Origin of the sequence: Amycolatopsis coloradensis, from assembly GCF_037997115.1 — a bacterium.
Taxonomy (GTDB): domain Bacteria; phylum Actinomycetota; class Actinomycetes; order Mycobacteriales; family Pseudonocardiaceae; genus Amycolatopsis; species Amycolatopsis coloradensis_A.
In genome coordinates, this window is record NZ_CP150484.1 from 4,526,845 (window position 1) to 4,553,265 (window position 26,421).

The 26,421-nt window shown below is 70.8% G+C and carries 14 protein-coding genes; 8 read left to right on the forward strand and 6 right to left on the reverse strand.

Going from position 1 to position 26,421, the window contains the following annotated elements; genetic code table 11:
* Positions 1–10 precede the first annotated feature (10 nt).
* From LCL61_RS21240 to LCL61_RS21265, 6 genes are all read left to right on the forward strand, one after another.
* The gene (locus LCL61_RS21240) at positions 11–5,341 is read left to right on the forward strand and encodes an SDR family NAD(P)-dependent oxidoreductase (protein ID WP_340688450.1); all 5,331 of its coding nucleotides are present in this window, start codon (positions 11–13) and stop codon (positions 5,339–5,341) included.
* A 324-nt stretch (positions 5,342–5,665) separates the two neighbouring features.
* Positions 5,666–8,692, forward strand: coding sequence for an amino acid adenylation domain-containing protein (locus LCL61_RS21245; RefSeq protein ID WP_340681301.1), 3,027 nt, complete (start codon positions 5,666–5,668; stop codon positions 8,690–8,692).
* Positions 8,689–14,118, forward strand: a complete 5,430-nt coding sequence (locus tag LCL61_RS21250; protein ID WP_340681302.1) for an amino acid adenylation domain-containing protein — start codon at positions 8,689–8,691, stop codon at positions 14,116–14,118. Before LCL61_RS21245 ends, LCL61_RS21250 begins: the two co-directional genes overlap by 4 nt.
* The gene (locus LCL61_RS21255) at positions 14,115–15,386 is read left to right on the forward strand and encodes an ATP-grasp domain-containing protein (RefSeq protein WP_340681303.1); all 1,272 of its coding nucleotides are present in this window, start codon (positions 14,115–14,117) and stop codon (positions 15,384–15,386) included. Before LCL61_RS21250 ends, LCL61_RS21255 begins: the two co-directional genes overlap by 4 nt.
* A complete protein-coding gene (locus LCL61_RS21260; protein WP_340681304.1) occupies positions 15,383–16,660 on the forward strand; it encodes an ATP-grasp domain-containing protein in 1,278 nt (425 codons plus the stop codon). Before LCL61_RS21255 ends, LCL61_RS21260 begins: the two co-directional genes overlap by 4 nt.
* Entirely contained in the window at positions 16,657–17,592 is a 936-nt protein-coding gene (locus LCL61_RS21265) for a TauD/TfdA family dioxygenase (protein ID WP_340681305.1), read from the forward strand. Before LCL61_RS21260 ends, LCL61_RS21265 begins: the two co-directional genes overlap by 4 nt.
* Before the next feature lie 457 nt (positions 17,593–18,049).
* On the opposite strand, the gene LCL61_RS21270 is transcribed toward LCL61_RS21265, so the two are convergent.
* Entirely contained in the window at positions 18,050–19,438 is a 1,389-nt protein-coding gene (locus LCL61_RS21270) for an MFS transporter (RefSeq protein WP_340681306.1), read from the reverse strand.
* Between LCL61_RS21270 and LCL61_RS21275 the strand changes: the two genes are divergently transcribed.
* Positions 19,437–19,787 carry a metalloregulator ArsR/SmtB family transcription factor gene (locus LCL61_RS21275; RefSeq protein WP_340681307.1) on the forward strand — a complete coding sequence of 117 codons (351 nt, stop codon included), beginning with the start codon at positions 19,437–19,439 and terminating at the stop codon, positions 19,785–19,787. The genes LCL61_RS21270 and LCL61_RS21275 overlap by 2 nt on opposite strands.
* Positions 19,788–19,824: 37 nt before the next feature.
* Here LCL61_RS21275 and LCL61_RS21280 read toward each other — a convergent pair whose 3' ends face one another.
* A complete protein-coding gene (locus LCL61_RS21280; RefSeq protein WP_340681308.1) occupies positions 19,825–20,166 on the reverse strand; it encodes an ArsR/SmtB family transcription factor in 342 nt (113 codons plus the stop codon).
* Positions 20,167–20,301: 135 nt separating this feature from the next.
* Here LCL61_RS21280 and LCL61_RS21285 point away from each other — a divergent pair, with 135 nt between their 5' ends.
* Complete coding sequence (locus LCL61_RS21285; RefSeq protein WP_340688644.1) at positions 20,302–22,203, forward strand: heavy metal translocating P-type ATPase; 1,902 nt, start codon at positions 20,302–20,304, stop codon at positions 22,201–22,203.
* A 537-nt stretch (positions 22,204–22,740) separates the two neighbouring features.
* Here LCL61_RS21285 and LCL61_RS21290 read toward each other — a convergent pair.
* From LCL61_RS21290 to LCL61_RS21305, 4 genes are all read right to left on the reverse strand, one after another.
* Positions 22,741–22,965: a hypothetical protein gene (locus LCL61_RS21290; protein WP_340681309.1), complete on the reverse strand. Its 225-nt coding sequence runs from the start codon at positions 22,963–22,965 to the stop codon at positions 22,741–22,743.
* A 364-nt stretch (positions 22,966–23,329) separates the two neighbouring features.
* Positions 23,330–24,403, reverse strand: coding sequence for a family 43 glycosylhydrolase (locus tag LCL61_RS21295; RefSeq protein ID WP_340681310.1), 1,074 nt, complete (start codon positions 24,401–24,403; stop codon positions 23,330–23,332).
* A gap of 1,077 nt (positions 24,404–25,480) precedes the next feature.
* Entirely contained in the window at positions 25,481–26,131 is a 651-nt protein-coding gene (locus tag LCL61_RS21300) for a LiaF transmembrane domain-containing protein (protein WP_340681311.1), read from the reverse strand.
* Positions 26,128–26,421, reverse strand: coding sequence for a DUF4342 domain-containing protein (locus LCL61_RS21305; protein ID WP_340681312.1), 294 nt, complete (start codon positions 26,419–26,421; stop codon positions 26,128–26,130). Before LCL61_RS21305 ends, LCL61_RS21300 begins: the two co-directional genes overlap by 4 nt.

The following is a 26,421-nucleotide window of genomic DNA, read 5'->3' on the forward strand; positions in this document are numbered from 1 at the left end:
GAGCACCACCGTGACCCACCTCCCCGAAACCGGCACCGGCGATCCCGGAGCCGAACCCATCGCGATCGTCGGACTGGACGTGCGCGTGCCCGGCGCGCGTGACGCGCGGCAGTTCTGGCGCAACCTCGTCGACGGCGTCGAGTCGATCGTGCCCGCCACCCGCGAAGAGATGATCGCCCGCGGTGCCGCACCGGACACGGTGGACGATCCGAGCTGGGTGAACGCCACCGCCGTGGTCGACGGCTTCGACGAGTTCGACGCGGAACTGTTCGGCATGACCAGCCGCGAGGCCGAGATCACCGACCCGCAGCATCGGCTGTTCCTCCAGTCGTGCCACGCCGCGCTCACCGACGCGGGCTACGACCCGGCCCGTTTCGACGGCGCGATCGGCGTCTACGGCGGGTCCGGGGGCACCGGATACCTGACCGAGAACCTGATGCGCAACGAGCGGCTCCTCGCCTCGCAGCACGGCGGGATCGGCATCTCGACCGGCAACCAGCCGAGCTACCTGACGACGTCGGTGTCGTACAAGCTCAACCTGCGCGGCCCGAGCCTCGCGGTGTTCACCGCCTGCTCGACGTCGCTGGTCGCCGTGCACCTCGCCTGTGAGGCCCTGCGCAACGGCGAATGCGACATGGCGCTGGCCGGCGGGGTCAACATCGAGATGCCGCACGGCGTCGGCTACATGGGCGTCGACGGCTTCACCTCACCGGACGGTCACGTCCGCGCGTTCGACGCGGGCGCCAACGGCACGGTCTGGAGCAGCGGCGTCGGGGTCGTGCTGGTGAAGCGGCTGTCGCAGGCGATCGAGGACGGCGACCACATCCGGGGTGTCGTGCTCGGCAACGCGATCAACAACGACGGCGCCACCAAGGTCGGTTTCTCCGCGCCCAGTGTGTCCGGGCAGACCGAAGCGGTCGCGCAGGCCGTCGGCATGGCCGGGGTCGACCCGCGCACCATCGGCTACGTCGAGGCGCACGGCACCGGCACCGCGCTGGGCGACCCGATCGAGATCACCGCACTGTCCACTGTGTACGGAAACGGGGTCGAGGACACCGGCTGGTGCGCGATCGGCTCGGTGAAGTCCAACATCGGCCACCTGTCGCAGGCGGCGGGCGTGGTCTCGTTGATCAAGGCCGTGCTCGTGATGGAACACGGGCTGATCCCGCCGACCATCAACTACCACGAACCCAACCCCGGTATCGACTTCCCGGCGAGCCCGTTCTATCCGGCGCGCGAGGTGACGAAGTGGGAGGCGGACCGGGTGCCGCGGCGGGCGGGCGTCAGCTCGTTCGGCGTCGGCGGCACCAACGCGCACGTCGTGCTGGAGGAGGCGCCGAGCCCGCAGCGGTCCCGGACGCCGCATCCCGCGCATCTGCTGCGCGTGTCGGCCAACACCGCGGAGGCGCTCTCGGCCGCGGTCGACCAGCTCGCCGAGCGGCTGGCCGGGGACGTCGACCTCGACCTCGCCGACGTGGCCTACACCCTGGCCGCCGGGCGCACCGAATACCCGCACCGCGCGGTCGTCGTCGCCCGCGACCCGGAGGACGCGGTCGACGGGCTGCGCGACCCCCGGCGCCTCGTGTCCGCACAGGCCGGGGAGACGAACGTGGCGTTCCTCTTCCCAGGGCAGGGTTCCCAGTACGCCGGGATGGGCGCCGAGCTGTACGACGCCGAGCCGGTGTTCGCCGCGGCCGTCGACGAGTGCCTGCGGCTGCTCGAATCCGAGCTGCCGGAGCTGCGCGACCTGATCTTCCGGCCCGGTGGCGAGCAGGCGCTGCGGGAAACCCGCGTGACCCAGCCCGCGCTGTTCGTCGTCGAGTACGCGCTGGCGAGGCTGTGGCTGAGCTGGGGCGTGCGGCCGGCGGCGATGATCGGGCACTCGGTCGGCGAGTACGTCGCCGCCACCGTCGCCGGGGTCTTCACCCTGCCGGACGCGCTGAACCTGGTCGCCACGCGCGGCCGCCTCATGCAGTCGATGCCCGCCGGGGCGATGCTGGCCGTCCAGCTCGACGAGGAGAGCGTCGCCTCGCGGCTGCCGGACACACTCGCGATCGCCGGGGTGAACGGGCCCGGCACGTGTGTCGTGGCCGGGCCGTCGGACGCGGTCGCGGAGTTCGCGGCGACGCTCAAGTCCAGCGGCGTGCAATGCCGCGAACTGGTGACTTCGCACGCGTTCCACTCGCCGATGATGGACCCGATCCTCGCCGAGTTCACCGCGGCCGTCACCGCCGTCACCCGCACCGCGCCCACGCGGCCGTTCCTGTCGAACGTCACCGGCGACTGGATCACCGACGCCCAGGCCACCGACCCGGCCTACTGGGCCTCGCACCTGCGTCAGGCCGTCCGGTTCGGCGACTGCGTCAAGAACCTGTTCGCCCGCGGCGGTCGCTGGGCGCTCGTCGAATGCGGCCCGGGTCACCAGCTGTCCGGGCTGTCCCGCGGCCAGGTGCCGAAGGGCATGCCCGCGCCGCAGCCGAGCCTGCCGGGCCGTACCGAGCGCATCGGCGACGTCGAAACGCTCTACGGCGCGGCCGGTCTCTTGTGGACGAACGGGGTTTCGCTGGAACCGCGGACGTTCGGCGCGCCCGGCCACCGGGTCCCGCTGCCTGGCTACCCGTACGCGCGCAAACGGTACTGGGTCGACCCGGACCCGGTCACGGCTGCCCAGCCCGTGCGGTCGACCGGTCCGCTGCCGCTGTCCGAGTGGTTCGCGGTCCCGGCGTGGCGGCAGGCGGAACCGGACCTGAGACGCGAGCCCTTCGCGGACGCGCTCGTCTTCACCGCCGACGACGTCCTGCCCGGCCTGCTCCGCGACGCGGGGGTGGCGGTCACCGAGGTGCGCCCCGGCGACGGGTTCGCCGCGACGGAGACCGGATTCACCGTCCGGCCCGGGGTCCGCGAGGACTACGACGCGCTCGTCGCCGCGCTACCCGCCCGGCCCGAGCGGGTCGTCCACGCCTGGACGCTGGCCGGGGAAGAGCGCGGCATGGCCGCACAGGACCACGGGTTCTTCAGTGTGCTCAATCTTGTTCAGGCCTGGGGCGAGCCGGTGCGGATCGACGTGCTGAGCTCCGGCACCGCCGACGTCACCGGTACCGATCTGACCCGGCCCGAGCACGCGACCCTCGCCGGAATCGCGAGGGTGGTGCCGCTGGAGGTGCCGGGCACGGTGGTGCGCCGGATTGACGTAATCGACGCTGATCGCTTGCAGGACACCATCGCCGAGCTGTTCCGCCCGGCGGACGCGGCGGCCGAGGTGGCGCTGCGATCCGGTCGTCGCTGGGTGCTCGACTACACCCAGCTCGAACTGCCCGCGGCCGCGGAGCCGGTGCTGCGCGACGGCGGCCGGTACCTGATCACGGGCGGGACCGGCGGTATCGGCATCACGCTCGCCGAGGATCTCGCCCGCCGGGTGCGGGCGAAGCTCGTGCTGCTCACCCGCGCCGGGCTGCCGCCGCGGGCGGAGTGGGACGCGCACCTCGCCGCGCACGGCGGCACCGACCGCGCCGGGCGCGCGATGCTCGCCGTGCGGCGGATGGAGGCCGCGGGCGCGGTGGTGCACGTCGTCGCCGCCGACGTCACCGACCCGGCGCGGCTGCGCGAGGTCCGTGAGCTGGCCGAGCGCGAGTTCGGCGGTCTCGACGGGATCGTGCACGCCGCCGGGCTGCCCGGCGGCGGTGTCGCCGAGGTGAAGGAGCGGGCCGCGGCCGAAGCCGTGCTGGCCCCGAAGATCGCCGGGACGCTGGCGCTGGCCGAGGCGTTCGCCGACCTGCCGATGGACTTCGCCGCGCTGTGCTCGTCGATCACGGCGGTGGCGGGCGGCATCGGGCAGGTCGACTACTGCGCCGCCAACAACTTCCTCGACGCCTACGCGCGGGGCGGCCACGGCTGGCGGGCGCGGCTCGTCTCGCACGCCTGGGGTGGCTGGGAAGAGGTCGGCATGGCCGCGGAAGTGGCCGCGCCGACCACGATCCGCACCGCCCGGTCGCGGGCACTCGGCCCGGTCGAACACCCGGTGCTCACCACGCGCACCGAGGACGGCGCGCACGGGCTGGTCTCGGCGGCCACGCACTGGCTGCTCGACGAGCACCGGATCGCCGGGGTGCCGGTGGTCCCGGGCACGGGACACCTGGAGACCGTCCGCGCGGCGGTGGCCGCGTCGCTGCCGAAGCCCGGTGACGGACACGTCGTCGAGCTGCGGGACGTCGCCTTCCTGGAGCCGTTCGGCGTCCCGGACGGCGCCACCGCGGAGTACCGCGTGGAGTTCGACGGCGACGACTTCACCGTGACCAGCCACGTCGCGGGCGCGAGCCGGACCCACGTGCGCGGATCCGCCGGATGGGTCGAGGCGGGGCCGACGTCCACTGTGGACATCGAGGCGGTGACCGGGCGGACCGAGCCGATCGACGACGGGAAAGGCTTCGGCACCGGCCGCACCAGCATGGTCACCTTCGGCCCGCGCTGGGCGGCGTTGCGCGAACACCGCATCGGCGCGGAGGAGGAGCTGGCCACGATCACGGCTCCCGACGCGGCGGCGGGTGACGTCGGCACGTGGGGACTGCACCCGGCACTGCTGGACGTCGCGACCGCGTTCGGCCGCGGGCGGGGGAGTGGCACCTACCTGCCGATGAGCTACGGCCGGATCGTCGTGCACGACGCGCTCCCGGCGAGTTTCCGTAGTCATCTGCGCTACCGCGACTCCGGTGGCGACCAGGTGGTGGCGGCCGACCTCTCGCTGTGCGACGAGGCCGGACGCGTGCTCGTCACGATCGAGGACTTCGTGCTGCGGCAGGTCGATCAGGACGCCGTCGGCGGAGGCCTGACCTCTGCGTCCGCTGTGTCCGCTGTGGACACTGTCGGGTCCTCGACCGGGATCCGGCCGGTCGATGGTGCCGAGGCGTTCGTCCGGGCGTTGGCCCCCGGCCTCGGCGGGCAGGTGGTGATCAGCACCCTCCCGGTGCGGGAGCTGATCGAGCACCAGGTCACCGTCGAGGAGCTGGACGAACCCGACGGAGCGCCGGTGAAGGTGTCGGAGGACGACTACGTCGCCCCGCGCACCGAGCTGGAGGCCGAGATCGCCCGCCAGTGGACCGAGCTGCTCGGCGTGGAGAGGATCGGCGTGCACGACGATTTCTTCGCCCTCGGCGGCAACTCGCTGGTCGCCATCCAGCTCATCGCCCAGGTGCGCAAGGCCACCGGCACGCGGCTGGCGATGAAGACGCTGTTCGAAGCGTCCACGGTGGCCACTCTGGCCGAGCGGATCGAGGAGCTGCGCGCCGGCAAGGCCGAGGCGCCGGACGAATCCGCCCGGACCACCATCCCGAAGCTCGAGCGCTGAAGCGGTGATGGTCGTTGAGACGCGAACCGAGGGTCGGCCCGGGGGTCCGGCGCGCCCGCGACTATCCACAAGGGACTCAAATCCCTGCCATCGTGACCGTTTTGGGTGCTTTGCTCGGGGGTCGTGAGTGGCAATGGTCGTTCTAACGCTCTTTGCCACTCACGACCCCCCGGCGGAACCGTGCGAAGTTCGCGAACCGGGCACTTTGGCGGCGGAAAGCGTCCCTTGTGGACACTTCGGCCGCCCCGCCGGCCGGTTCGGAACGCGCCAGAGGTTCGATCGCGGACCGGCGGGTTCACCAACAGACACTGAGAACAGGAAATCATGAGCGACACGAAGGAATGGACGTTCCCGGCCTCGTTCGGGCAGGAGCGGATCTGGCTGTCCGGCCAGCTCGACCCGGCGTCCCCGGTGTACAACCTGCACTGTCAAGCCCGGCTCGACCGTCCGCTGACCGCGGAGCAGTGGCGCGCCGCGCTCGGCGTCATCGTCGGGCGGCACGAGGCGCTGCGCACGTCGTTCCGCATGGAGGGCGGCGCGCTCATGCAGGTGGTGCACGCCGAGGTGCCGATCGAGCCCGAGGTGCACGACCTGCGGGACCTGCCCGCCGACGCCCGCGAAGGACGGCTCGCCGAACTCGTCGGTGGTGTGTCGCGCGAGGCCATCTCGCTGGACTCGCCGCCGCCGTGGCGGGCCCAGGTGTGCCGCATGGCCGACGCCGAGTGGGTGCTCACGTTCGTCGTGCACCACACCGTGTTCGACGCCGGCTCGGTGCTGGTGCTGGGGGCCGAGCTGGGCGAGGCGTGCGACGCCGTGTTCGAGGGCCGCGAGCCGAAGCTGCCCGAGCTGGCCATCCAGTACCCGGACTACTCGGCCTGGCAGCGAGGGCAGCTCGAAACGTCCAGCGAACAGCTGGACTATTGGCGGAAGCAGCTCGCCGGGCTGCCGCCGGTGCACGGCCTGCCCACCGACCGGCCGCGGCCTGCGGAGCTGACGTTCGCCGGTGACCAGGTGCACTTCACCCTGCCGGACGGACTGATCGACCGGGTCGGTGAGCTGGGCCGGGAGCTGTCGGCGTCGCCGTTCATGGTGCTGCTGGCCGGCTACTCGGCGCTTCTGTCACGACTGTCCAGAGTGGACGATATCGTCGTCGGCGTCCCGGTCGCCGGCCGTGACCTTCCCGAGCTGGCCGACCTGATCGGCATGTTCGTCAACCAGATGGCCGTGCGAGTCGACTGCTCGGGCGCGCCCGCGTTCACCGAGCTGGTGGGCCGGGTCCGGACCACGCTGCTGGAGGCGATCGACCACAGCCAGGTGCCGTTCCAGGCGGTCGCCGAGGCGGTCGGGGCCGAGCGCGATCCCGGCGTGCAGGCGCTGTATCAGCTCGGGTTCAACTTCCTGCCGGACTCGGGGCTGGAGCCGATCCGCTCGGCCACCGCGAAGGACGACATCGCGATCGACCTGACCGCCGTGGACGGCAGGCTCGTCTACCGCACCGACCTGTTCGACCGCGAGACCGCCGAAGCCATCGCCGAGCGGTACGTGCGGCTGCTGACCGCGGCGGTCGCCGATCCGGCTCGGTCGGTCGCGGATCTACCGCTGCTGTCGGACGCCGAACGCGAGCTGGTCCTGACCGGATGGAACACCGTGTCCGAACTGTCCACTTCGGACACGATTCCCGTCAGGTTCGAGGCCCAGGTGCGGCGGACCCCGGACGCGCCCGCAGTCGACTTCGGCGGAGTTCGCCTGACGTACGCCGAGCTGAACACGCGAGCCAACCGCGTCGCGCACCGGCTGCGTGAACTGGGCGCCGGTCCCGGCACCGTCGTCGGCGTATGCGTGCCGAACTCGGCGGACCTGCTGACCGGCGTGCTCGGGGTGCTGAAGAGCGGCGCGGCCTACGTCCCGCTCGACCCGGCTCCCCGGCAGGCGCTGATCCTCGCCGACGCGGGCGTCCCGTTCGTGCTGGTCACCGGGGAGTCCACACTGGACACCAAGACGCTAGCACTGGACGACCCGGCCGAATGGTCCGCCGCGGCCACCGAAGACCCGGAACCGGCGGCCGGGCCGGGCGACGTCGCCTATGTGATCTACACGTCGGGCTCGACCGGGCGGCCCAAGGGCGTCGAGGTCGAGCATCGGGCCGTCGACACGTACCTGGCGTGGGCGCGGGAGGCGTACCCCGGACTGGCCGGACGGGCGTTGCTGCACACGTCGCCGTCGTTCGACCTCACCGTGACGACGCTGCTCGGCACCCTCACCGCCGGTGGCGCGGTCGTCGACGGCGGTCGCCCGACGTTCGTCAAGGCGACCCCGACGCACCTCGCCATCCTCGCCGAGGAGCTGTTCCCGACGGGGGAGCTGGTGCTCGGTGGCGAAGCGCTGACCGCCGAAGCCGTCCAGCCGTGGCGGGAGCGCCACCCGGGCACGCTCGTCGTCAACGAATACGGCCCGACCGAGGCCACGGTCGGCTGCGTCGTGCACCGGATCGAACCCGGGGATGAGCTGCCGTCCGGACCCGTCCCGATCGGCCGCCCGGTGCCCGGTACCCGTGTGTACGTCCTCGACGAGCGGCGGCAGCCGGTGCCGCCGGGCGTCCCGGGCGAGCTGTACATCGCCGGGTCGCAGCTCGCCCGCGGCTACCTCGGGCTGTCGGATCTGACCGCGGAGAAGTTCATCGAGGGCCTGTCAGGCCGGATGTACGCGACGGGCGACCTCGTCCGCTGGCGCCGCGACGGCACGCTCGACTACCTCGGCCGCGTCGACGAGCAGGTGAAACTGCGCGGCTACCGCATCGAGCCCGGCGAGGTCGAGGCCGCACTGCGCGAGCTGCCGGAGGTGCGGGACGCGGCCGTGGCGGTTCGCGGTGACACGCTCGTCGGATATGTCGTCGGCAGCGCCGAGGGAGCTGCCGATGCCCTGCGGAAGACGTTGCCGGAGTACCTGGTGCCGACCCGGTTCGTGACGCTCGACGTGCTACCGATGGCGGCCAGCGGCAAGCTCGACCGGGCCGCGTTGCCGGATCCCGAACCCGGCGAGGCGCCGGCGTACGTCGCGCCCCGGACCGCGGCCGAAGAGCTCGTCGCCGAGGTGCTCGGGGAGCTGCTCGGCATCGACGACCTCGGCGCGCACGACGATTTCTTCGCCCGTGGCGGTAATTCGCTGCTGGCGATCCGCGCGATGGCCCGGCTGCGCAAGCAGATCGAGGTCGACATCCCGGTGCGGGGACTGTTCACCCTCACCACCGTCGCCGGGCTCGCCGCCGAGATCGAGCGGCGGCTCGAGGAAGACCTCGACCAGCTCAGCGACGAGGAGGTCCAGCGCCAGCTGGCCGAAGGTGAGAACTCATGACCGCGATCGACGAAACCAGCGCGGCCGCGCGCCGCGCCCTGCTCGAACGGCGGCTTCGGCGGCGAGCGGAACCGGCCGCGACCATCACGCCGCGCCCTGGTGACGCCGTCGTCCCGCTGTCGTATCAGCAGGAACGCGTCTGGTTCATGGAGCAGTTCGCGCCGGGCACCGGGTCGTACCACATCCCGGTGCCGATCCGGCTGACCGGCAGGCTCGACGTCGCCGCACTCCAGTCCGCTTTGGACACCCTGCCGACGCGGCACGAGGCGCTGCGGATGCGTTTCCCGGAGGGCGACGACGGACAGCCGACCGTCCACATCGAACCTTCGGTCTCGGTTGATTTGTCCATAGTGGATGCGGGAACTGAGGAAGCCGCCCGCGCCGCCGTCGACGCCGCCGCGGCCGAGACGTTCGACCTGGCCACGGGGCCGCTGCTGCGGGCGACGCTGGCCCGGGTGTCCGACGAGGAACACCTGCTGGTCCTGTGCACGCACCACATCGTGGGCGACGGCTGGTCGGTCGACCTGCTGCTGCGTGACCTCGCCGCGCAGTACCACGCCCTGAGCACCGGCGGCACGGCCGAGCTGCCCGCGCTGAGCATCGGGTACGGCGACTTCGCGCACTGGCAGCGCCGCACGCTCACCGGCGGCGAACTCGACCGGCAACTGGAGCACTGGAAGGCACAGCTCGCCGGGGTCGAGCCGCTGGAGTTGCCCACCGATCGGCCCCGGCCCGCCAAGCAGAGCTTCGACGGCGCGATCCACGAGTTCTTCGTCGAGCGCGACCTCGCCCGCGCGCTCGGCGAGCTGAGCCGTGAGCACGGCGTCACGCTCTTCATGACCCTGCTGGCCGCCTACCAGGTGCTGCTTTCGCGGTACTCGGGCCAGGAGGACTTCGCGATCGGCTCGTCGTCGGCCGGACGCGGCCTGCCCGAGCTGGAGGGCGTGGCGGGCATGTTCATCAACATGCTGCCCCTGCGTGCCCAGCTGGCGGGCGACCCGTCGTTCGCCGAACTGCTCGAACGCACCCGGCGGCACGTGCTGGACGCGTTCGACCACGCCGACGTCCCGTTCGAACGGCTGGTGAACGCGCTCGGCGTGCCCCGCGACGTCAGCCGCTCGCCGGTGTTCCAGGCGATGTTCGTGCTGCAGAACTACGAGATGGGCCGGATGGGCGCGGCCGGCGAGTCCGAAGTGGACTTCCGCTGGCTGCCGATGGACCTGCCCGCGACCCGGTTCGACTTCGAGTTCCACGCGATCGAGGTCGAACGCGGGCTGATCGGCAAGCTCGTCTACAACACCGCGCTGTTCACCCCGGAAACGGTCGACGGGATGGCCGGGCGGCTGGTCACGCTGCTGCGCTCGATCGTCGCCGACCCGGACCGGCGCCTGTCCGAAGTGGACATTCTCGACTCCGCGCAGCGCGAACTCGTCCTGGAGCGTTGGAACGACACGACGGCCGAGTTCCCGCAGACCACGCTGCACGCCCTCGTCGAGGAGCAGGCCGCCCGGACCCCGGACGCGCCCGCGGTGACCTTCCGTGGAACGTCGCTGACCTACCGCGAGCTGGACGAGCGGGCCAACCGGCTCGCGCACCGGCTGCGCGGCCTCGGCGTCGGGCCGGGCGTGCTCACCGGTGTGTTCGCGGAGCGGTCGTTCGAGCTGGTCGTCGCGCTCCTCGGCGTGCTGAAAGCCGGTGGCGCGTACGTCCCGCTCGACCCGGAGTACCCGGCCGACCGGCTGGCGTTCATGCTGCGGGACGCGGCCGCGCCCGTCGTGCTGACGCAGGCTGCGTTGCGCGAAACGCTGCCGCCGGGGGACGCGACCGTCGTCGTGCTGGACGACCTCGCCGAGACGGCCGGGCAACCGGGAACCCCGCCCGAGCCGCTCGCCGGACCCGAAGACCCGGCGTACGTCATCTACACCTCGGGCTCGGTCGGTCAGCCGAAAGGCGTCCCCAACGGTCACCGCGGCATCGTCAACCGGCTCGACTGGATGCAGCGCGCGTACCGCCTCGACGGCATCGATTCGGTACTGCAGAAGACCCCGGCCGGTTTCGACGTGTCGGTCTGGGAGTTCTTCTGGCCGCTGATCACCGGTGCGCGGCTCGTGCTCGCCGAACCCGGCGGCCACAAGGACGCCGCGTACCTGCGTGAGCTGCTCGCGTCCGAGAGCATCACCACCGCGCACTTCGTGCCGTCGATGCTCACGCTTTTCCTGGCCGAACAAGGCGTCGAGGCCTGCACGGCGCTGCGGCGGGTCGTGTGCAGCGGCGAGGAGCTGCCGCTCGACGCGGCCCGCGAGTTCACCCGGCGGCTGCCGGACTGCGAGCTGCACAATCTCTACGGCCCGACCGAAGCCGCCATCGACGTCACCGCCTGGCACTGCACGCCCGCCGCGCTCGCCGACGTCGCGTCGGTGCCGATCGGAGCGCCGATCCAGAACATCCGGATCTACGTCCTCGACCGTGCCGGGCGGCCCTGCCCGGTCGGCGTACCCGGCGAGCTGCACATCGCCGGTGTCGGTCTCGCCCTCGGGTACCACAATCGCCCGGAGCTGACGGCCGAGCGGTTCGTGGACGATCCGTTCCACAGTGGACGGATGTACCGCACCGGCGACCTCGCGCACTGGCGCCCGGACGGGACGATCGCGTTCCTCGGCCGGATCGACCACCAGGTCAAACTGCGCGGCCTCCGCATCGAACTGGGGGAGATCGAGACGGCCCTGCGCGCCCAGCCGGGAGTGCGCGACGCCGCCGTGATCGTCCGCGAGGACACGCCGGGGGACAAGCGGCTGGTCGGGTACGTCGTCGGCGACGCCGAGCCCGGCACGCTGCGGACGGCGCTCAAGCAGAGCCTTCCGGACTACATGGTCCCGCCGTCGTTCGTCGCGCTCGACGAGCTGCCGCTCACCCCGAACGGCAAACTCGACCGCAAGGCATTGCCCGCGCCGGTCGCGTCCCGGGACGCGACCAAGGAACTGGTCGCGCCGTCGACCCCGGTCGAGACCCTGCTCGCCGAAATCTGGCGCGACGTGCTCAAGGTGGACGAGCTGGGCGTCGACGACGACTTCTTCGACCTCGGCGGCCACTCGATGCTGGCCACCCAGGTGGTGGCGCGGATCGGCAAGGCTGGCGCGGGCCAGGTCGGCGTCATGGACCTGTTCCAGCACCGCACGATCCGCGAGCTGGCGTCCTTCATGGACGATGACGCCACCGACCGGCCGCGGCATCTGCTGTACGAGCTGACCAAGCCGGCGAAGCAGCGGACGCTGACCTACGTCTGCTTCCCCTACGGCGGCGGCAGCGCGATCGTCTACCAGCCCTTGGCCGACGCGCTCCCGGAGGGCTACTCGCTCTACTCGGTCGCCATCCCCGGCCACGACGTCGGACTGTCCGAAGAGGCCCTGCCCTTCGACGACCTGGTCGAGCGGCTGGCCGACGAGATCCTCGACCGCGTCGACGGCCCGCTGGCCATCTACGGCCACTGCGGTGTCGGCAACGCACTCGCCGTCGCCGTCGCCCGGCTGCTCGAAGAGCGCGGCCGCGAGCTGGAGGTCGTCTACATCGGCGCGATCTTCCCGTTCGCCCGGATGAAGGGCGCGGTGGGCACGCTCCGCACCCGGCTGGAGAAGTTGCGCAGCAACCGGTACTACTCGAACTGGCTCAAGGGCATGGGCGTCGACACCGACGACCTCGACCCGGCGCAGGCCGATCGGATCATCACGAACATGCGCGCCGACAGCCGCGCCGCCGAGGAGTACTTCAGCGGCCTGCTCGACGCCCGCGTGGCCAAGCTGCGCGCGCCGATCGTGTCGGTGGTCGGCTCCGAGGATCCGGTCACCGACTACTACGCCGAGCGGTACCGGGAATGGGAATTCCTCACCGACACCACCGCGCTCGTGGTGCTCGACCAGGCCGGGCACTTCTTCCTGCGTTACCGGGCCGAAGAACTCGCGGAGATCGTCACGCGCGTGCATCCGGCGCTGGACGACCCCGGCGAACTCGACGTCCGGGTCCGCGGCGAAGACGCGGCCTGGGCGGTGCACGAGACCCACCGGGCGGACGTGGACGAGAAACCCGCGGTGCGGCCGAGCATGGCCCGGTTCGTCACCATCACGGTCGGGCAACTGGTGTCCTCGACCGGTTCGGCGCTGACGTCCTTCGCGGTGCCGATCTGGCTCTACACGCGCACGGGCTCGGTGGCCGACCTCGGCCTGCTGTGGGCGCTCGCGCTGCTGTTCGGCGTGCTCGTCCTGCCGGTGGCCGGCGCACTGGTCGACCGCGGCGACCGGCGGCGGATCATGATCGCGGCCAGCGGCATCGCCGGCGGGATCCAGCTGATACTGGCGTTGCTGCTGATCACCGGGCATGTCCAGCTGTGGCTGTTCTACGTGCTGATCCCGCTCGGATCGGTGGCCGCTTCGTTCCAGCGCATCGCCTATCAGTCGTCGGTGGCCCAGCTGGTGCCGAAGCAGTACCTCGGGCACGCGATGGGCCTCGCGCAGCTGTCCACCGGTTTCGCCCAGTTGCTGATGCCGGTGCTCGCGGCCGGGCTGCTGGCGACGATTCAGTTGTCCGGCATCCTGATCCTGGACATGGCGAGCTACGCGTTCGCGATCGTGGGCCTGCTGTTGGTGCGGTTCCCGGACATGATGGGCTGGCGCCCGCGCGAACCGCTGCTGACGGCGATCGCAGGCGGGCTGCGGTACTCGTGGAACCACCGCGGTTTCCGCACGATGCTGCTGTACTTCGCGCTGGCGAACGTCTTCCTCGCCCCCGCGCTGGTGCTGGTCTCGCCGCTCGTGCTGTCGTTCGGCTCGGTCACCGACGTCGCACAGGTGGCGCTGGCCGAGGCCATCGGCGCGGTGGCGGGTGGGATCGGGATGGCCTTGTGGGGCGGCCCACGGCACCGCCGGATGGTCGGCGTGCTCGTCGGCAACATCGGGATCGCGCTCGGCAGCCTGGTGATGGGCCTGCGGCCGTCGCTGATCGTCGTCGCGGCCGGGGTGTTCCTCCTGGCCGCCGCGATGTCCGTGTCGCAGGGCATCTACGCGACGCTGGTGCAGGTGAAGGTGCCGCAGCGGTTCCACGGCCGGGTGTTCGCGATCAACCAGACGATCACCTGGTCCACGCTGCCGATCGGGTTCGCCGTGCTGGCGCCGCTGGCCGTCGGCTGGTTCTCGCCGCTGCTGGCACCGGGCGGCGCGCTGACCGGGTCGGTCGGCGCCGTGCTCGGCACCGGCGAGACCCGGGGCATCGGGCTCGCCTATGTCGTCTTCGCGCTGATCCTGCTGCTGATCAACGTGGGCGGGTTCTCGCTGCGGCGCCTGCGCCGCTTCGACACCGAGGTGCCCGATTCGCTGCCCGACGATCTGGTGGGGGCGCAGGAACGGGAGCGCAAGCTCGCCGGGAAGGAAGCCGCATGAGTACGGCAGTGCTGGTCAGGGAGGCCCGCGGACACTGGGTCGGCGAGGTCGCGCCGTCGATGCGGGCGGCCGGGCACCGCGTGGTACTGCTCGCCCCGCCGATGGACGCGGCCGAGCGGGCCGCGTTGACCGGCGTGGTGGACGACGTCGTCGCGCTCGACGACGTCCACGATCCGGAAGCCGTCGCGGCGAAGGTCCGGGAGATCGACGGCGGCGCGTTGGCCGGTATCTTCACCGGCTCGGACGGCGCCATCGCGAGCACCGCCCGCGCCGCGGAGCTGCTCGGGGTGGCGCGCTGCCCGGCGTCGGTGTTCGCCTTGTGCGCGAACAAGTTCGCGGTCCGGGAGGCGCTCGCCGCGGCCGGGCTGCCCGGGCCCGCGCACGCCCTGATCTCGTCGGCCGCCGAGGCGGCATCGGTCGCTTCCGCGGTCGGGCTCCCGGCGATCGTCAAACCGGTCAACGGGGCGGGCAGCAATCTGATCCGCACGGTGTCCACTGTGGACGAACTGGCGGCCGCGTACGAGCTGCTGGCCGCGCGCCTGCCCGAGTCCGCGGATCCGCGCTACCACCGTCCATTGGGGACACTGGACCCTTCGGCGACGTTCCTCGTCGAAGGATTGCTGTCCGGCCCGGAGTACGCGGTGGACGTGCTGGTCCGTGACGGGGTAGCCGAGCCGGTCGAGATCCTCGACAAGCCGCTGATCGACGAGCGGAAGTTCGAGCTGGCGCTGTCGTGCCCGCCCGCCGGGCTCACCGCCGACCGGGCCGAGCTGGTGACCACCGCGGCGGTCACCGCCGTCCGCGCGCTGGGGCTCGACAACACCTGTGCCCACGTCGAGCTGATCGACGACGCTGACCGCGGACCGACGATCGTCGAGGTCAACGCGGGCAGGCCCGCCGGCTCGATCATGCCGCTGCTGGCGAAGCTGCGCACCGGCATCGACGTGTTCGCCGAGCTGGCGGCGCTCGCGGTGGGCGCTCCGCCGCCGGTGCGGGAACCCGCGAAACTGCCCATCCCGCTGGGCATGCTGATCCTCTACGCGGCCGGTTCTGGCCGGTTGACCGGCATCGGCGGTCTCGACGAGATCGCCGAGCTGCCCGAGGTGATCGACGTCGTCACCACCGTCTCGCCGGGGGAGGTGCTCACCGACGAACAGGAGACCTACGCGGTCAACCTCGTCGTGGCCGGGTTCGCCGATCACGAGGACCTCGCCGACCTGCACGCGGAGGCGAGCAAGCTCGTCCGGCTCGAACTGGAGGAAGTGTGAACACCGCGTTCGTGGTCGGGGAGACCACTGGGCAGTGGATCGCCGACTTCGTGGCCGCTGTGCACGCGACCGGCCTGCGGGCCGAGCTGGTCACCCAGCCCCTGGAACCGGCCGAGCGTGCACAGGTGGCGGAACTGGTGGACGGCGTGGTCGTCGTCGACGACGTCCGTGACGCCGAAGCCGTCGCCGAGGCGATCCGGGTGCGGACCGCCAGTCCGGCCGGGGTGGTGACCGCCGCCGAGGGGATCATCGCGAGCGTCGCCCGTGCGGCCGAGCTGCTCGGGGTGGCGCGCTGCCCGGCGTCGGTGTTCACCGTGACGCACAACAAGTTCGCGGTCCGGCAGGCGCTGGCCGCGGCCGGATTGCCGGGACCGCGCTGCGCGCTGATCTCGTCGGCCGCCGAGGCGGCGTCGGTGGCCGCGGCGGTCGGGCTCCCGGCGATCATCAAGCCGGTGAACGGCGCCGCGAGCAATCTCGTCCGCACAGTGTCCACTGTGGACGAACTGGCGGTGGCGTACCGGCTGCTGGCCGAGCGGTTGCCACTGTCGGAGGACGCCCGGTACCACCGGCTCGTCGTGGGTGGACCGTCGCCGATCGATCCGGTGAAGGTGTTCCTCGTGGAAGGCCTGCTGCGTGGTCCGGAGTACGCGGTCGACGTCCTGGTGCGCGACGGCGTCGCGGAACCGGTTGCCGTGGTGGAGAAGCCGCTGATCGACGAGCGCAAGTTCGAGCTGGGCATGGTCTGCCCGCCGCTCGAACTGTCCGAAGAGGACACCGGACGGCTGTTCGCGGCTGCTACGGCCGCCGCGCTCGCGCTGGGCCTGGACAACACCTGCGCTCATCTGGAGCTGATCGACGACGCCGAGCTGGGCCCGACGATCGTCGAGGTGAACGCGGGCCGCCCGGCAGGCGGCGCCCAGCCGGTGCTGCTGAAGCTCGCGACCGGTATCGATGTCATCGCCGAAGCCGTGTCGCTGGCATTGGGCACGCCACCGCCCGCACGGGGTGTGGGATTGCCGGTGCCGGTGGGCTACCTGATCTTCTACGCCGAGGGCACCGGGCGGCTGATCCGCGTCGAGGGCACCGACGAGGTCGCCGAGCTGCCCGAGGTCCTGGAGGTCGTCACGATCGTGCGCCCCGGCCAGCTGCTCACCGACGACCAGGAGATCTACGCGGTGAACGTACTCGCCGCGGGGTTCGCCGACACCGAAGACCTCGCCGCGCTGCACGCCGAGGCCGCCAAGCTGATCCGATTCGAACTGGAGGAGTCATGACCGCCGAACTCGCGGCGAACCTCGGTCACATCGAGGGCAACGAACACACGAAGATCACCGTGTACGCGGCCACGGGACTGGACTGGGTGCGCGCGCACCGCGAAACGCTGCAGGACCGGCTGCGCGAGCACGGCGCGATCCTGCTGCGCGGGATGCCTGCCGACCTGGCGGTGTTCAACCAGGTCACGGAGGAGGTCGGCGGCTCGCTGCTGACGTACACGGAACGGTCGACGCCGCGGTCGGCGGTCTCGGGCAACATCTACACCTCGACGGAGTACCCGCCCGCCGAGTCGATCCCGATGCACAACGAGAACTCGTACTCGGCGCACTGGCCCGCCCGCCTGTTCTTCCTGTGCGACACCGCGGCCGAAACCGGCGGCGCGACGCCGATCGCCGACAGCCGCGCGATGTACCGCCTGCTGCCGGAGGACCTGCGGGAGCGCTTCGCGGGCGGCGTCACCTACACCCGGGCGTTCCGTGAAGGCCTCGGGCTGACCTGGCAGGAGGCGTTCCAGACCGACGACCGCCAGGCGGTGGCGGACTACTGCACCGGCAACGGGCAGACGTACGAGTGGACCGACGAGGGCCTGCGCACCCGGCACGTGCGCCCGTCGTTCGTCACGGAACCGCACACCGGCGCGACGGTGTGGTTCAACCAGGCCAACCTGTTCCATGTCTCGAGCCTGGGGGAGGAGGTCAGCGAGGCGCTGCTGGAGCTGTACCCCGAGGAAGACCTGCCCCGCAACGCCTTCTTCGCCGACGGCTCGCCGATCCCGCAGGCGGACCTGGCCACGATCAAGGCGACGTACGACGAGGTCAGCTACGCGTTCCCGTGGCAGCCGGGCGACATCATGGTGATCAACAACATGCTGATGGCGCACGGACGCGAGCCGTTCACGGGCAAGCGGCGGACCCTGGTCGCCATGACCTGAGCCGCCTCAGGCAGCGGCGACACGGTCGCAGGACCTGTGACGTCAAATCCGGTAGGGGCAGGCGCGACGCTCTCACCACCGCCGCGGCCTCGTGAGTGGTTAGGGACAACCGTGTCTTGAGTACCTACTGCAGGTGCACGGATGGCGCTTTCGCGTGATCGGATGGACGACACGCGTGATCAGGCGGACGACTCGTGGCGCTCGCCGGCCGCGGTCGTGTCGTCCGTCCAATCACGCGTGTCGTCCGCCTGACCACGCGTGTCGTCCGATCGGTCACGAGACCCGACCCGATCGGTACCGAGGTTCAAGTACCGCCGGGGTCCTGCTGGGTGCTGGGCCGTGTCGCGAAAGCTACTTTCGAGACGTCTGGTGTCCCGAAAGTGGCTTTCGCGACACCAACTCCAGAAACCCGGGCCGGGATCAACAGCGGCCAGAAGGCTAGAACCGTCCTTACCGCTCACGAGGCCGCCGGCCAGCGGCGGTGGTCCTGGTCGATGACGAACTCGTGGCTGTGCCGCCACGTGCCGTCGCCGGCCTGGACGGCGTCGGCGAGGTGAGCGGGGTCGATGGGCCCGTGGTGGGTGTGTTCGAGAAGCAGGGGGTCGCGGCGTGGCCACGAGCGGATCGTGACGGCGAACCCGAGTAGTGCGAGTGCGCCGAGGACGAGCCAGGTGGTGGTGAATCCGGCGGTGGTGGCGAGCCAGCCGGCGATGGGGTAGGCGAGCAGCCAGCAGGCGTGCGACAGCGAGAACTGGGCGGCGAAGATCGCGGGCCGGTCGCTGAGGTGGCTGGACCTGCGCAGGACCCGGCCGACAGGAGTGAGCACCAGTCCGGTGCCGAGGCCGATGATCGCCCAGACAGTGAGCGCGGCTCCCCAGCGCCAGCTTCCGGAGTCCGCGGTGGACAGTGCGATGGCGCCGGTCGTTCCGGTGAGGAGGGTTCCGCCGCCGGAAAGCATGACGGTGCGTTCGGGGATCCGCTCGAGGGCGCGGGGGAGCAGGAGTGCGACCAGGATGGTGCCGATGCCGTTGCCTGCCAGGAGAAGCGCGACGTCGGCTTGGGAGCGGCCGAGGGTGTCCTGGACGTAGTTGACCGTGTTGACCATGACGATCGAGCCGGCCGCGGCGACCACCAGGTCGAGACCGAGTGCTCCACGCAGGCGCGGGGTCGCGGTGAAGATCTTGATCCCGGCGAGGGTGCGGTCCCAGATTCCGCCGCGGTTACTGCGGGTCGCGTCGGGGATGCGGGTGCTCAGCACGAGCCCGGCGGAGGCGACGAACCCGATCGAGGTGCCGGTGAACAACCAGTGGAAGGACACGAGGCTGAGCACGGCGGCGGCGAGCAGGGGACTGAGCAGGCTCTCCATCGTCGAGGCCAGCTGCGACAGCGAGAGCGCCTTCGTGTAGTCGCGTTCGTGGGGCAGGATGTCCGGGAGGACGGCCTGGAAGGTCGGGGTGAACGACGCCGACGCGGATTGCAGGACCACGATCAGGACGTAGATCTGCCAGACCTGGTCGACGAAGGGCAGCGCGAGGACGACGAGCGCGCGGACAGCGTCCAGGCAAACGAGGAGCAGGCGGCGTGGCACCCGGTCGGCGTAGGCCCCGGCGAGCGGCGCGACCGTGACATAGGTGATCATCTTGATCGCCAGCGCTGTTCCCAGCACCGCGCCGGCACTGGCCCCCGCCAAGTCGTAGGCCAGCAGGCCGAGCGCTACGGTCGTCAATCCAGTGCCGAACAGCGCGACCAGCTGTGCCCCGAACAGATGCCGGTAGTCCCGATGGCCGAACAACGACACGCTCCACCACTCCGCTCGCTCGAAGCCCCTTCCATGATAGGTGCTCATGTACGCACATGACGAATCAGGCGACCAGTGGACCCGGCTGCCGCCAGATGACCAGGTCGAGGCCGCGTCCACGTCGTTGCGGATGCTGGCCGATCCGACCCGGATGCGGATGCTGTGGCTGCTCAGTGGGGAGGAGTACGACGTCGCGTCGTTGTCGGCCGCGGTCGCCATCGCGCGTCCGGCGGTGTCCCAGCATCTGGCCAAGCTCAAGCTGGCCGGTCTGGTCACGCGGCGCCGGGACGGCAGGCGGATCCTCTACCGCGCTCGTGGCGGGCACGTCCGGCGTCTTTTGGCGGAGGTCATGAACGCGGCCGACCACCATCTTCACGGGATCCCCGACCACGATTGAGCCACTGAGCGCTGAATCCCTGGCTCCGCGGATCAGGTCAACGCGCGGCCGCTCGGGGCTCGGCGTCGATGTGGTCGGCGTGGAAGAGGGCCTGCTTGAGCAGTCTGCCGACGTGCTCGTTCGCGGCGGAGTAATAGACGAAGGTGCCTTCGCGGCGGCCTTTGACCAGGCCGGCGAGCCGGAGTTTCGCCAAGTGCTGACTGACCGCGGTGGGGGCGGCGCCGGCGAGTTCGGCGAGGCAGGCGACCGAGGATTCGCCCTGCAGTAGCGCCCACAGGACCTTGATCCGGGTCGGGTCGGCCAGCAGGCGGAAGGACTCGGCGGCCAGGTGCACCTGCTCCTCGTTGGGCATGTCGAAGTCCGGCAGCGACGTGTGCATGCGGCGAGCATACCTGGCTGCCCAGCTCCTTGCGTATCTGCGTGACTGCGTATATATGCTATCTGCGTGACTGCGGATCTGCGTGAGCGCGCCAGCCTTGCCGATCAGACCGTGCCCCGGCGGCGGTGGGCAGGGATGTGGGTGCTGCCGGAAGTCCGGTGGGCGTCCGCCGCGACGGTCCTGTTCCTGGTGGGATCGCTGGTCCAGGTCGCCGACGGGCCGTCTTGGCTGTGGTGGGGCTTGTATCTGACCTGCTATGTCACCGGTGGCTGGGAGCCGGGCTGGGCGGGCCTGCAGGCGTTGTGGGAACGCAAGCTCGACGTGGACCTGCTGATGGTCCTCGCGGCGATCGGTGCCGCGGCGATCGGCCAGGTCTTCGACGGCGGGCTGCTGATCGTCATCTTCGCCATCTCCGGGGCGTTGGAGGCGATCGCCACCAAACGCACCGAGGACTCGGTTCGCGGCCTGCTCGACCTCGCCCCCGAGCGGGCGGCCCGGCTCACCGGCGTGGGCGAGGAGATCGTCGACACCGCCGTGCTGCGGGTGGGCGATCTGATCGTCGTACGGCCGGGTGAGCGGATCGGTGGTGACGGGGAAGTCGTCGAGGGCTCCAGCGACGTCGATCAGGCGAGCATCACCGGTGAGTCGCTGCCGGTCGACAAGACGGCCGGGGACGAGGTGTTCGCCGGCACCCTCAACGGCACCGGTGTGCTGCGGGTGCGGATCACGCGGCCCGCCGAGGACACGGTGATCGCGCGGATCGTCGCGATGGTCGCGGAGGCCAGTGCCACCAAGGCGCGCACGCAGTTGTTCATCGAGAAGATCGAGCAGCGGTACTCGATCGGCATGGTCGCCGCCACGGTGGCGCTGTTCGTGATCCCGTTGCTGTTCGGTGCCGCGTTCGAGCCGACGTTGCTGCGGGCGATGACGTTCATGATCGTGGCGTCGCCGTGCGCGGTGGTGCTCGCGACGATGCCTCCGCTGCTGTCGGCGATCGCGAACGCCGGGCGGCATGGCGTGCTGGTCAAATCCGCCGTCGTGCTCGAACGGCTCGGCGCGATCACCCGTGTAGCCTTCGACAAGACCGGCACGCTCACCGAAGGCACGCCGCGAGTGGCCGAGATCCGCGCCCTGCCCGGCACCGGAATCACCGGCACCGAACTGCTCGCACTGGCCGCCGCCGCGGAACATCCCTCCGAACACCCGTTGGGCCGGGCTGTCGTGGCGGCCGCTCGCGACGCCGGGATCGCGCTCCGTCCGGCCGGGGACTTCACCTCGGCGCCGGGACGTGGCGTGTCGGCTCGCGTGGACGGCCGCGGGATCGAGGTCGGCAGTCCGCTGCGGCTGCTGGACGACGATCACGACCAGGCTCGCGTCACCGTGGCCGAACTGGAGGATGCCGGGAACACGGCCGTCGTCGTCCTCGTCGACGGCCTCCCGGCGGGTGTACTGGGACTGTCCGATCGGGTGCGTCCCGCGGCGGCCGCGACGATGAACCGGCTGACGGAATTGACCGGTTCCGAGCCGGTGCTGCTCACGGGTGACAACCGGCGCGCGGCCGCCCGCCTCGCCGGCGAGGTCGGCATCACCGACGTCCGTGCGGGCCTGCTGCCCCAGGACAAGGTGGCCGCGGTGCGCGAACTGGAAGCGCGGGGCGCCAAGGTGATGGTGGTCGGTGACGGCGTCAACGACGCTCCCGCGCTGGCCGCGGCCCACACCGGCGTCGCGATGGGCCGGGGAGGATCCGACCTCGCGCTCGATACCGCCGACGCGGTCGTCACCCGGGACGAACTCGCCGCCATCCCCGCCGTGATCGGTCTTGCCCGTCGCGCCCGGCGTCTCGTCATCGCCAACCTGATCATCGCCGCCGGCTTCATCGGGGTGCTCGTGGTCTGGGATCTGGTGGGCCATCTGCCCCTGCCACTCGGCGTGGCCGGGCATGAAGGGTCCACGGTCCTCGTCGGCCTCAACGGGCTGCGGCTGCTGCGCAAGTCGGCCTGGCGACGGGCGGCCTCGTCCACCGGAGGGAAGTCCTGATGGTCAAGCGCCTCGTGAAGTGGCTGGATCAGCGGCTCGACGTTGATCAGTGTGGTGCGCTCGTCAGGAGCGACTTTGATTGACAGCCGAGGCCCTCAGTGGGCAGGGACCACGCGGCTTCGATGGAATCGGGGGCCGGCATTCGAGCGCGGCGAGCGCGCTTCCGTCGGTGAGTGCGTGGACTGCCCAAACCTGGCGGCGGCTCGTCCAGTGGACGCCGCGATCACGGCAGATGCTCTCGACAAGGGCTTCGATGCCGACGGGGTCGGGATGAGTCTCTTGTGGCGCCGGCGTCGAGACCGAGTCCGCGACTGCGATGGCTCCGGCCGGAAGTGAAGCCCAGTCGGTGCGCTCCACGGTGAGAACGGTCTGCCTGGTCGCGCCGGATCGGTCTGTTTCCTCGTCTGTACGCGGCATGAGCGCGATCTCCAAGGTGCGCTCGTCGCACCAGGTGACCTGCGAAACCGGATACCACGTCGAGAATCAGCAGCTCGCCTTCGAAGGCGTAACCGCCGTCGTAGGAGCCGGTGCCGATGGTCACGAGACGCAGGTCCGGGTGGAAGGCGACCGGACTCCTGCGTCCCAGGCGTGCCATTGCGCCCACCCGAGGTCGCCGGCGACGACGATGAGTTCACCGGACGGCGATGTGGCGACGTCTCTCGGGCACCCTGTCTCTGCGAACGGGCCGGCGCCCAGGACACGGCCGACGGTGACGAACTCGGTCGTGGGTCCGAGCGGCTTCGGCTCGGGTGTCACGCTCATCGGCGGACGGAACGCTCGATTCCTTCGATCGTGAAACACAACCTTGCCAGGTGCGCTCATGGACGACAAAGCCCGCGAATCGGTCGGCGGCCCTGCGACTCCCAGGCCCACTTCTGGGCGCGCTGCTCTACGTCGGAGCGTTCCTGCTCCGCCCACGCGCCGCCACGGCGGCCGCTGTCACCTGACCCCCGGCACGCCGAGTTCGCGGCCCCGCCAAAGGAAACCTCGCAAACGCACGACAGGAAACCGCTCCCGGGCAGGCGATCGACTTTGCTCGACCCCCTGCCCGGGAGCGGCCCTTGGCCGCCGTTCACGACAAGCCGGGTGTGTGAAAGCCCTTTCAGTGAACGCCCGGATCAGGGCCTTAACTGAGGTAGAAGCCGCCGTCGTTGCGGAGGACAGTCGCCACGATCGGGAACCGGCGGGTGCCGTTCCACCAGTGGTAGACCGCGTGGTACTGGCCGTTGGCCGCCTGGAAGAAGTCCATCCCGCCTGGGCCGGGGTGGTTGCCGGGCAGGCCGCGGTAGGGGTTGAGGCCCCCGGCGCCGGTGTACCCGAAGTACGGGCGCTCGGCCCCGTTCTGCCGTGGTGTGCAGCGCGTCGACGGGATCGGGCCGGTGCCGCACCTGGCGATGCCGGTCGCGTACCGTGCGCTGTCCCAGTTGTTGCCGGAGTAGGCCAGGTACCAGTAACCGTCGGCGGACTTGAACATCGACGGGTTCTCGATCACGTGTGTGCCGCCGCTCATCCGGATGGTCTCCCATCCGATGTCGGTGCTCTTCAACGCGTCCCGGCGGGTAGCCCAGTCCGCCATGCCGTTGGACTGGGTGCGCACGATCGAGATGCCGGTCTCCGGGTACGAGGTGATGGCGTCGTCCCGGTAGGCGACATACATGGCGCTGCCCGAGACGAACGGGTTCGCGTCGATGGCCCAGCGGCCGTTGCCCGGGCACGCCCACTCGACGGGGTTGGTGAACGGCCCGCGTGCACTGCCCGAGACGGCGCGGCCGAGGCATTTCTGGCCGGTGCCCCGCTTGGACGCGGTGTAGTACATGAAGTAGGTGTCGCCGAAGCGGACGACGCCGGGCGCCCAGATGTTGCCCTCCGCCCAGCTACCCGGCCCGTTGGGCAGTGCGTCGGCCGACGCGCAGGTGCCCACACCGACGGTGTTGCCGGAGCCGTGCACGAGCACCGGCACGAACAGTTTGCCGGTCACGCCGCACCGGGCGCCGACACCGGCGCCGACCGTGGTGCCGTAAGTGACGTATGTGCCGTCCTTCGCCTGGACGGTGTCCGGGTCGGCGAGTGGGAACGTCGACTCGGCAGCCGCGGTTGAGACACCGTCGGCCGCGCTGGCCGTGTTGACCGCCATGACGGCGGTCGCGGCGGTCGTCGCGAGCACGCCCGCCACGAGTAATCTGGTCGTCCACTTGCGCATGCTGAATCCCTTACTGGGCAAGGAGAGTGGTGTCGGTCAGGAGGAGCACCTGGCCGCCCGCGGCCGAGGCGGCAAGCCCGGCCGCTGCGATGCCGAACACGATTCGCCGGGGTGACCAGCTGCTCTCCCCGGTTACTTGTCGACGGACAAGTGCGCCGGTTGCAAACTATGTGACCCCAGTCGCCAACGCGACTGAAAGCGTGGAAACTGCCGGTCCATGCGTCCGTACGGCCTATCCGGCGGTGCCGTTCGACCTACCGCGGCGCCGCGCGGTGATCCGACCCGCCCGCCGAATGGCTATGACATCCGAGCCGCGCCCTGGGGATCGTGACCGACCCCGTACTCGTCGGGCGCCGGACGAGTACGGGGACCTACTGGCCGACCTCGACGTCACACGAGCGGCGTTGCCCTGGCAAGCGGTCGATTTCGCCGTCGCATGGGCCGGGAACCTGCGGGTACTGCGACCTTGTCGCCCGAGAGCAGGCGGAGCTCAGCCTGGGCTGATCTGAATCGTTGTCGTTGCCGGAGGCGTCAGTGGGGTGAAGGTCGCCTCGGTAAAAGTCGCCCTGTCGAACTGGGCGTCGCAGTCGAAGGTCACCTCTTCAAACCTCGAGCTTCCGTTCCGCGGCTTCATCTCGCGCGAGGCAAAGGACCCGACGGTGCGCGATCTCGATCCGAGGGGCGGACGCTGTGATGGTCGACGCGCTGTCGCTCGCCGCCGTCGTGGATGGCTGCATAGGGGCGGCATCGGTGTAGTCGTGCCGTACGTTCCGCTTGCATGTGCGCACTCACCCGGACCATGACCGCACTGTTCACGGTGCGCGGGAAGCAGCGAAGCGGCTGCGGTACGCGCTGGAGGCCAGGCACCGAGGCGCTGCCGATCGACGCCAAGCCCGGCACCGCGTGCCTTCCAGGACCTTCTCGGGGCGGTTCGTGACCGCGGTCCAAGCCGCCGGTGGCGCGACCGCCAGCCCCCTGTTCCGCCGGAGCCGCGAGCCGATCGCGACCACGTGAAGGCTCGGCTGCCGCGGTACCGGCGCGACCTCTGGGCCGCGACGGCACCGCGCAGTCACTTCGTCATTTCTCAGGTGTGTTCGTGACCTCGACGCCTCCGAAGATCGCGGTCGCGTTCACGGCGAGCACAGGAGCGTCCGCCGGGAGATCACCGGTACCGTCGGTTTTGTCCTCCAGGCCGCCCATGAACGGCAGGCCGCCGAGCGAGACCCGCCAGCCCCGCGGTACCAGCACCTTGACGCCGCCGAACAAGGCGAAAGCGTCCACCGTCGCTCCCTCGTCGATGTGGGCTTGACGAAGGTCGAGCGTCGAACCGCCGAAGATCGCCGAGACGTCGGTGTGCCGCAGGTGGCGGGACTGTTCCCTGGTGGTCGCTCCACCGAACATCACGAGCGGTGTCCTGGTGCTGTGCTCCCGGCGCAGTCCGGCGAGCACGGCGAATCCCGCCACCGCCAGCAGGGTCGGCCACCACAGGCCGCCTTCCGCCAGGTCCAGAGTGCCCGCGAGCAGGATGAGCCCGATCACCGTCACGGCGGCCGGTCCGATCGACACCCGTCGCTGGGACAGCATCGCGACGATGCCGAGGCCGACCAAGGAAGCCGGCCACCACGCGCCGAGCAAGCCGCCGGTTTCGAGGACGCCGGTCGCGTCGAGGATCCCCAGCACGCCCAGGGCCACCAAGACCAGCCCGACCCAGAATCGAACAGGTTTCACGACGGCTTCTCTTCCGCCGCCGGGTCGCCGCGGCGTTCGACCGCGATGGACCACGGGCCCGCGAGCGCGGTGATCGCGCCGGCCGCTGTCGCGACCGGTGCGAGGACCGCGGCGACGATGCCGGCGTTCACGGGTACATCGAGGATCACCCGCTCCTGGGTGTCCTTGACGACGATGCGCCGGACGTTGCCCTCGCGGACGAGCCGTTGCACCTTCTCGGTGAACACTTCGCGTGGCTCCTTCGGCGCCGAGGATTCGGTCACTTGCTGATCTTCTTTCTGCACGGTCAT

Coding starts and splice junctions, on each gene's coding strand:
- LCL61_RS21280 (WP_340681308.1), bottom strand. CDS start 20,166: ATGCACACGTCGCTGCCGGACTTCGACATGCCCAACGAGGAGCAGGTG.
- LCL61_RS21295 (WP_340681310.1), bottom strand. CDS start 24,403: ATGCGCAAGTGGACGACCAGATTACTCGTGGCGGGCGTGCTCGCGACG.
- LCL61_RS21275 (WP_340681307.1), top strand. CDS start 19,437: ATGTACGCACATGACGAATCAGGCGACCAGTGGACCCGGCTGCCGCCA.
- LCL61_RS21270 (WP_340681306.1), bottom strand. CDS start 19,438: ATGAGCACCTATCATGGAAGGGGCTTCGAGCGAGCGGAGTGGTGGAGC.
- LCL61_RS21305 (WP_340681312.1), bottom strand. CDS start 26,421: ATGACCGTGCAGAAAGAAGATCAGCAAGTGACCGAATCCTCGGCGCCG.
- LCL61_RS21250 (WP_340681302.1), top strand. CDS start 8,689: ATGACCGCGATCGACGAAACCAGCGCGGCCGCGCGCCGCGCCCTGCTC.
- LCL61_RS21255 (WP_340681303.1), top strand. CDS start 14,115: ATGAGTACGGCAGTGCTGGTCAGGGAGGCCCGCGGACACTGGGTCGGC.
- LCL61_RS21290 (WP_340681309.1), bottom strand. CDS start 22,965: ATGAGCGTGACACCCGAGCCGAAGCCGCTCGGACCCACGACCGAGTTC.
- LCL61_RS21265 (WP_340681305.1), top strand. CDS start 16,657: ATGACCGCCGAACTCGCGGCGAACCTCGGTCACATCGAGGGCAACGAA.
- LCL61_RS21285 (WP_340688644.1), top strand. CDS start 20,302: ATGTGGGTGCTGCCGGAAGTCCGGTGGGCGTCCGCCGCGACGGTCCTG.
- LCL61_RS21245 (WP_340681301.1), top strand. CDS start 5,666: ATGAGCGACACGAAGGAATGGACGTTCCCGGCCTCGTTCGGGCAGGAG.